Here is a 9,008-nt window from a genome sequence, read left to right on the forward strand (position 1 = left end):
TATCAGCGGTCAGAACGGCTGGAAAAAGCCACTGTCCATAAGGAGCGCGCATTTACCACAAACAGACGATGGGTACTACGCATCACAGCATGTACTCCTTGGTTCAGGATGAACTGCATGTTGTTTCCGAGACCTGCAGTAGATTTTTTGGCAATATACAAATAAGCAGCGAAAAAAGAGATTCTTTTACGCCGTTGCTCCAATCGTTCCTCCAGTTGTCGACTGTCGCCGTAGATCAAGTCCACTATCTCGGCTTTTTGCTGGGTGTTTTGGTATTGGAATTGCACCCCAAGCTGCCCAGAAATATTGCTCTTTACTTTTGCTGGAATATGAATTACACGCCCTTTCTCACGTACGCTTTCTAACCAAATAATGATATTATCTTGTGGTTTTAATGTTTCATGAACGCCTTCTGGACTGGGCATTCGGAGAGATGCTCCTCCCGTGGACAGATCGGTGATACGTACTGCTATACGACGATCATTCGCAGCGTGAAAAACAGCAGGAATGGGGTGCATCGGCACAATGCGGAATTGTTCGCGACGCTGTTTACGCTCTAGGGTCACACTGACGGCTGCAGCTACAATCATGAAGTTAATGGATTCCCACATCATAGTGAAAATAAGCTGCGGACGCTCCCCAGGATGGTTCAGCCAACGCCAGCCACCCACAATCAATGATAGTAAAACAATCAACAGCAATAGATACTGCACCCACGCTGTCGGAGCTATGGAATCTCTGTCCAGTTGTTCACCTTTTGGGGTTACCTTGAAGGACAATTTTCCGGGCCTGAGAATGGTCGCGGCAAGTGCCGGCGCTGCCAGAGGTGTTTGTACCATCTCGTACACGTCAGAGATCAGCGGCCAACGAATTTTTCCAAAGATGAAGTCGGAAAAAATCATGGTGGACAGAAAGTAGGGCACACCATATATCGCGTACTGCTCTGTGGTAGCATTATAAACCATGATTCCGAACAGGAGAAACATGGATGGCGCCAGAATCGTTATAATGCGTGAAAATGGAAAAAACCAGTAGGAAAAACTCGCCAAATAAGCAATGCGTTGCATCGGCTTCAACCCAGGGAGGGTCAGTGGATTTTTAAAATGCAGCAATTGCAACGCGCCCTGTGCCCACCGTACGCGTTGTGCAATGAAACTCATCATTGTTTCGGGTTGCAAACCAATGCTCAGGGATTCATTCAAAAATACGCTATGATATCCCTTGGCGTGCAGGATCATCGCAGTTTCAGCATCTTCCGTAATGGTATCGCCTTGAATGCCACCTACTTCCAGCAGCATGCTTCGGCGCATAACTGCCGCAGATCCGCAAAAGAAAGAAGCATTCCATCCATCCAAACCCGTTTGAATGACGTTATGAAATAATTCGGTCTCGGGTGGTGAATCATAGAAGGTACCCAGATTTTTCTCAATGGGATCAGGATTAATAAAACTATGCGGAGTTTGTACGAGAAAGCATTTTTCATCCTGAAGAAAAAAACCGACAGTCTTTCTTAAAAAATCTCTGGTAGGGACATGATCTGCATCAAGAATCACCATTAATGCACCGCGCAGGGAGTCCAAGGCAGCATTTATGTTGCCCGCTTTGGCGTGATCATTGTGTACTCTGGTATGATAGGTGACGCCTAAATTTAGGCAAAGTTGCTGAAGCGTGCGACGACGTGCGCGCGATTGTTCGGCAATTTTTTGTTTATTACACCGATCATCCGTACCCCCATCATCCAACAAATGAACCTGAAATTTATCTGACGGATATTGGATGTTTAGCGCACCCAGTAAAGTCACCTCTAGCAACTCTGCGGATTCGTTATAACTTGGAATCACAATATCGACGGTCGGTAACTGCGACTCGTCAGAAGGTAATGGTGCTGGGATACGACAGCGCGGGTTTACATTGACAAAGTAACCTAACAACGCAAATCCTGCCGAATATATTTCGGCAGCAAAAAGGGTGAGGCCCACAATCAGACTGACGATTCCATAACCACCAATAGTAAACTCCACGCGCCAAATCAAATAACGCGCGGTCAAAAAAATGGCGAGAAAAATACTGATGATGCGCAATGGGGCGACCCAGGGCCCCTGAAAATGGAGCTTATGCCCCAAGAATAAAATGACGATCATCGCCAAGAGCATGACAGCGCCAATGTAGCCTTCCGCCCGAGTCGAGACGGGGCTGGCTGCCAGTACCCACACGCCGCACAGCCCTACCAGAATACTGAGCACAATTACCATGGTTACTAAGGAGCTTATCGTTGTTCGGATGGACATAAGTAACCTCGTTCAATTCGTTGTCTTTAAGTTGATGCAGATCGTGCTCGAACGTGAGGAAGTCTACACGCTGAAAAGCACTCTACACGCCGGCAACACCTCTTTATCTGGGTGGAAACACCCCAGCGGCAAGGCCGGTCATGGATCGTAAAATCAAGGTCCCCGCTGGTTCTCCCTGCAAGTTTGCCAAAGCCACCTCAGTATCGGGCTTCGTTCGGAGCGATGGCTCCGTGCAGCGGAATAAGCGTGCTCATCGGTGAAAGCGACGCGTCTCCAATAGGGAATCGTTCTGGACATCATAGTAACCGTACTAAGCAAGACCCATGCCATACAAGTTCTATCTATGAGTTACAGCGCCTTAGAACATACCAGAGACTTAAAACACCTTTTTCTGGACACACTTTCTGTAGGCAAAAAGCTACAAAAGCATATGCAGCGCTTGAAGATTGGTATTTTATTTAGAAAAAACAATGATATTGTGAGGTAGCCATTTTGCAACGTGCCTCACCCGACAAAGCCTTGGCGATCGAGCCACGGATTTTCTCACTCGTCTGGTGGGCCAATTGGAAGTCGGTTCTTCCTTGAGATGCCACGCCTCTGTGGAGTCTACTGTGATGGTGGTGGCAACGGGGTGGTGTCAAGCGATACCCTCTGCCTGATCTCATCCTGGTGCAGGAGCACCTCCCCTGGCCAAAGCCGGTGGGGATAAGGCACTCGTGGAGGTTCTGCGGGCTGCTCTTTCCTATCGGGGGTACTTCGGAACATCTCCGTCATAGTCCACATACTGATGGACTCTTTAAATTGAAATGATACCGACGGCGTACTTTGGCTATCGTTATTAGGCACGTTGACAACTGAGCTTTTGCCATCTATATGGCCCACGAATATTGTATATATTATCCATAATAAGTAGTATATTTTATAAAAATTCACATTTATATCATGCAATATAAAAAATATAACAACAGCAATATGCGATTTTTATGGCCTCCACCCCATTTTTCGATTCCTGAAATCACCAGCGCCAGACTCCGCCCATCGCGAGTCCAGTGGTTGAGATGTTGCCGGCATAGTTTCCCAGATACTCGGCGTACAAAGATAATCTATGGATAATATGCAGATCAACGCCCACATCAGTGGCCAGCGACGTCCTATCCGGAGCTATACCCACCTCCGATACCGGGGCCAACTGGCCTAATGTTTCCGTGATAGCACGTGTATTACCGGTTAAAATACGCTGGACCCCGAGATCAACATGAGGTGTTACGGTCATTTTCCCGATATGATAAACGCGGCTAAAGTCGACGCCCGCTGTAGCATCCGTTTCATTGTCCGTCTGAGCGGCATAGTTTAAGTCGAGGAGTGATGTGGCCCCATGCTCCGAGAATCCCGGTTGTGATTGTGAATAGCTTGCCACGCCGGCATTGGGGGTCACCGTCACCCAGGGCGTCTGAACAGCATACCCGCCCTGCAGCACAGCGTGTATCATCTGCCCGTGATAACTGCCTAAGGCTGTAGCGCCCGTATTCGGAAGATTACGCAACCCCTGGATGGACTCACTGGTGTACCCCACCAGTCCCTGCATGAATACATGATGGTGCTGATATTTTCCATACAGCACCATGCTCACACTCCCGATATTGGCCTGGCTACCGTCCGTATATCCCGTAGCAGGCAGGTTCAACAAAGTATGCACGTACCCCATCGCCACACCTGCCGTAAAGCCGTGGTGCCGAAAATCGGCGCCGCCATAGACGCCACCGCTTTGATCGGAGAACGCAGATATTCCGGCAGATCCAGTAGCATTACCGACGTCGCCTAATCCCTGTAACCAGAATCCGAATGGTGACCTGCCATTCTGTGTATTCTGATCCTGCGCACCGGGGACGGATAAATTGGCCAGTTGCCCTGACATGACGGTCCCCATGGAGTCCAACATGGTGTGCGCGATCACCGCACCTGCGGAACCTTTATCATGCGCAAACACCAGCGCATCTGCCTGCATTGTCATGTTGATTAATACGGTAGGAATATCTGCGTAAATCTGCCCGCCGAGATATGCCGGAGCGTCATTCATGCCCACTGGTCCAGGAGTGGCGGCCAATCGGATGCTGAGCCCGTTTTCGTTGGTCGCCAGATTGGGGGTAACATAGGCCGGAAATGGATCATAAACAGTTGTCGAGAATGCTCCCGTAATCCCCCCTCCCGCAGTCAGTATCTGGTACTGATCCCCGGCCACATAACTGGCGCCGGGATCCACTTGTATCAGCAATTTTCCGGCAATGTTGGCGGTGCCGGAAACGGCCAGCACATCATGCGCCGAAGGGGCAACCTCAATAGCCAGCGTACCATCAGCATTCTGTGTGTAGTTGCCGTTGATATGCAGGGTGCCGATGCTGCCACCGGGGAATACTGTACCATCATTGGTGACATTACCCACGACCGTACCATGGCCGCGCAAAACACCTCCTGAAGTCACGGTTACAGCACTATTCAGGGTGGCACCAGGGTGCGTGGCGTCACCGACTTCCAGCGTGGTCGGTGTCGTGGCGGTGGAAAAGCCAGACACGCCGCCGACCGTTGCGTGCCCCAGCGTATTGGAGGCGTTATCCAGGATCAGTGATCCACCACCGACTATCGTCAGTGGACCGTTCCCGGAAAAACGGCTATTTACCGTGTCGATATTGCCGTCCGTGTCTATAACACCCCCATTGCTGTTCACCGCAACGGGCAACGACAGGTTCAAGCCTTGCGTGGTGAGGAATGTGCCTCCATTCAACGTGATTACGCCATCACCCAAGGCATCGACGTTGTCGACACCGAGGGTGCCACCCGCAATCGTAGTGCCGCTTTGGTAGGTGTTGCCGCCGGTTAATGTAAGCAGGCCCGGCCCCTGTTGCCAGAGCATGCCATATCCACTGATGGTACCTGGAACCACAATGTTTCCGGCGCTATTGAACGCCAGCGCACCATTATCGACGACATTGCCCGGAAGATTCCCACCCATGCCCCCGCTGCCAATCTGAAGACTCGTATAGCCATTAATCGTGGTGCCTCCGGAATACGTGTTCGCTCCGGAAAGGATGGTGGTACCGCCTCCGGAGATTGTCAGGCCACCGGTTGAAGTGCCATTTGCGGGAATGAAATTCCCGGCAAAACGGTTGATGAAACCGGCATTGTTGATCGTTCCACCATTTTGTCCGATAAAAAAGGCGCGGCCATCTTGTAATGCGGCCGTGGTCAGGAATGTCCCGTTATTGAGGGTAATGTTACCACTACCCATTTCAGATTCAGCGCCAATAGCCAGGGTGCCGCCATTGCTGACAACAGTGCCGCCAGCGTAACCATTGTTGCCAGTGAGGGCCAAGATGCCAGAACCCTCTTCACGGACGCTGCCTGATCCGTTAATCATACCCGGAAAAGACACCTGTTCAGGCACATCAAAAACAATGGAACCGTTATCCAGAACATTGCCCAGAATACCGCTCTGACTATTGTCGCCATTACCAATCTGGAGCGTGGTACCCGACGTGATCGTGGTACCCCCTGTATAACTGTCCTCCCCGGTAAATAACGCTGTGCCGCCCCCGGTGACAGTGACACCACCATCGATTGTGCTGTTCATTGGTGTGAAGTTGCCGGCGAAGGTGTCCGTATAACCGTCCGTATTCAGAGTACCGCCGTTGAGGCCGATGAAGAACGCTTTACTATCCTGTAATGCCGAAGTCGTTTCAAAAGTGCCGCCATCCAAGGTGATATTGCCGCTGCCCAGCGCACTCTCGGCTCCCACGCCCAAGGTGCCACCCGTAACCAGGGTGCCGGCGGTATAACTGTTGCTGCCGGTCAAATACAAAGTGCCAGGTCCCTGTTGCCATACGATGCCCAGGCCACTGATCTGACCCGGAAAGGTGACATTGCCGGAGCGATGAAATGACAAAACACCGTCATTGAGAATGTTGCCAAGAATACGGCCCGTGCTACCACCATTGCCCAACTGTAATAGGGTGGAGTCTTCAATATAGGTGTTTCCGGCATAGGTATTGTTCCCGGTCAGCGTCACACTACCGCCCCCGACCACGAATAATCCCCCATTACCTGAAAAAGTACCATTGAATGTATCGGCATTTCCTGCCGTATCAATGGTTCCGCCATTGCGGATCTCCTGTACGGTGCTGGCGTTCGCCGTACCGTTGACCCATGCCTGCCCGTTCGCGTTGAGCACATAGGGTCCATTGCCAATCTCGGCCGTGTTCGGGGCGCCATTGCTGTTCACCAGTCCGAAGTAGTCCGAAGAAGTGCCGAAATAATCGACGCCATTGATCGTTGCGTGATTCATGTCGTTGAAGAGTGCCATAGCGAGACTGCCAAAGACGCCCTGCTGCTGTAACTCAGGAGAAACCTGCAAGATTTCGGCATAGGCCTTGGCAGCGATCGCCGACCAGTTTGCGGTATCGCCTGCTGGCGTGTACGGATTCATCATCATGTACCCGAGCAATAACGGTTTGCCATAGGTCGCTTGCAGATAGCGGGAAAAGGCGATAACCCTACCGGCTATGGTGCTCATACCCTCCTGCTGAGGGCTGACCACCGCGCCACCGGTAACTGCGCCACGCATTTCCTGAAATGTGATGAAATTCAGGTATGGCGCGGCGACGCTCAGGGATGGATAAAAGCTGGACCATTGGGACGCGTTTTCGGTGCTGCCGCTATAAACGCCGAAGTCTCCGACGCCAGCACTGGTGAGAATAGTCAGGCCAGGATGCTGGGCATGTTGAAGAATCTGTGCAGCCTGGGCGAGCCATGCCCCGAATTGCGCCTGATTACCTACCCCAGGGACATTGAACTCAGGTTGAATCACTACGGACACGGTACCACTCAGCGTGGACAGATAGTTAGCGAGCAGTTGGGTGTTTGCCAACCACGCTTGCGCATTTTGCTGCACATAACCCCAGGCACCTGAACCCATGGAGCCCAGGTCACCCAGGTAATAATCAAACAGGATGGGTACGGAACCCTGTTGCATAGACTTTTGCATGCCTGCCATCCAGTTGGCCTGCCAGCCTTTGGTGAGCCATATGCCGAGCGCCTTGTTGTTGCTGGGGAATTGCATTTGTTGCAGGAGGGAAGGCGTACTCACATAGGTATTACCGACCGTATTCAACGTCATACTGTCGCCGACCCCAAAGCAGTAGGCGCCCCCGCAAAGAGAGGTCAAGGCGGCGGGTGGAACACCCTGATCCAGCGCAATGTTGTTATCGATCGTCATGCTGCCGGAAGTACGTAGCGCCCCATTTTGCAGGTCGAGCAACCCGCTACCCAGACCAGAGCCAGCGGCAATATCCAGAGTGGAGGCATTGACCACGATCCCGGCATTACTGGTGTTGCCTGCGCCAGCCATGACCGTACCACCACCACTGATGAGCTGTGGCGTGGCCGTGGCGGCACATGGGAAGCACAACAATGGGAACATAAGCTGACTACGTACGATTAAACGTACGGCATGCGCCAGATTAAATGTTACGGGCCGATCTGGGGTGCCGCCGGACAGGTAATTATAATTACTGTTTGATGGCATATTAGATAGCCCTTGCTTAATGATTACCATAAAATACATCACTACGCTGATTTATATAGATATTATCATGTCACAATTCAATATATAAGCATATATATGTGCCATTGATGTACTATGTTATGTATCAGACACAACATGGTCAATAATTATTTCGACTTGATTCTTGGCCAATTTCAATAGCTGAAAGCATTGCCGCATGGATTATATATCAGAATTTTATATCACATAAAAAGTAACATAATGATATGCATTGAAAATGCAACTGGTCGAACCTGTCCCCGAGTTCGACAGTTCATCGGCAAAAATCGCCTATTTCGTAATGCTGCCCCAGCATTCACAGGGGCTTCAGCGTCGATTTTCTAAAACTTCAGTCAGTTGAATGCCGTGATTCAGGGCTTGATGAAGGTCAGCGGGCAGGCACCCGCCGCACCCCCAGTGTGTCAGTTTTAAATCGGCGTTGGCGAGCGGCGCAAGCCTCGTCCCGGCGGCCACCCCGGCTGGCTGCGCGTCGACTCCGTGCACCAGTGCGACCTGGACGGCATCAAGGGCCTCTACCTCATCAACGCCGTCGACGAAGTCACCCAGTTCCAGTTTGTCTGCGCCGTCGAGCGCATCAGCGAGCGCTTCCTCCTCCCCATCCTGGAGCACCTCATCCAGGCCTTCCCCTTCACCGTCCTCTCGCCCTACCTGAACTTCCACCGGCCCTGCTTCTTCCCGGAGGAATACCTCGACGCCAAGGGCCGCCTGCGCAAACGTTACCGCTACGAGGCCATGATGACGCCCTACGACAAGCTCAAGTCCCTGCCTGAGGCCAGCCAATTCCTCAGACCCGGCATCCGCTTCGCTGACCTGGATGCACAAGCCCATCGGTTCAGCGATAATGAAGCAGCCCGTCGCCTAAACGCGGCACGGGATAAACTGTTCCGTACCATTAACAAAGCCCTGACCCCGGTCGCTTGAGTAAACTCACTCAGCCCGCCTGTTCAGACTCATTTGTGGATTGGAAAGGACTCGTACTTTGCCAGGGAATCGCATAAAATCGACACGCCATGGCCGCCATTTATGGCAGGTCAAACAGCAACAACTCCGCCGCTTGTGTCGCTGTCACCGACAAGCCCGCGGAGCCGGAGATTGCATCTCCAGCA

General features: G+C 51.7%; 3 protein-coding genes. 1 reads left to right on the forward strand and 2 read right to left on the reverse strand.

All coding sequences use genetic code 11. The features are described from left to right. Positions 1–2 precede the first annotated feature (2 nt). Both bcsA and HF921_RS03270 read right to left on the reverse strand, forming a co-directional pair. On the reverse strand, positions 3–2,288 hold the full coding sequence (bcsA, locus tag HF921_RS03265) for a UDP-forming cellulose synthase catalytic subunit (protein WP_215893295.1): 2,286 nt from the start codon (positions 2,286–2,288) through the stop codon (positions 3–5). A gap of 1,015 nt (positions 2,289–3,303) precedes the next feature. After that, positions 3,304–7,686 (reverse strand): autotransporter outer membrane beta-barrel domain-containing protein, encoded by a 4,383-nt coding sequence (locus HF921_RS03270; RefSeq protein WP_215893296.1) that lies wholly within the window; start codon positions 7,684–7,686, stop codon positions 3,304–3,306. Between the two features lie 693 nt (positions 7,687–8,379). Here HF921_RS03270 and HF921_RS03275 point away from each other — a divergent pair. Then, positions 8,380–8,823 (forward strand): hypothetical protein, encoded by a 444-nt coding sequence (locus HF921_RS03275; RefSeq protein WP_215893297.1) that lies wholly within the window; start codon positions 8,380–8,382, stop codon positions 8,821–8,823. Positions 8,824–9,008 lie beyond the last annotated feature (185 nt).

The sequence above is a fragment of the Acidithiobacillus ferriphilus genome (genome assembly GCF_018854775.1).
Taxonomy (GTDB): domain Bacteria; phylum Pseudomonadota; class Gammaproteobacteria; order Acidithiobacillales; family Acidithiobacillaceae; genus Acidithiobacillus; species Acidithiobacillus ferriphilus.

What these genes read in the sequence shown, in the direction of transcription:
- bcsA (WP_215893295.1), bottom strand. Translation starts at nt 2,288, where the DNA reads ATGTCCATCCGAACAACGATAAGCTCCTTAGTAACCATGGTAATTGTG.
- HF921_RS03270 (WP_215893296.1), bottom strand. Translation starts at nt 7,686, where the DNA reads ATGGCTGGCGCAGGCAACACCAGTAATGCCGGGATCGTGGTCAATGCC.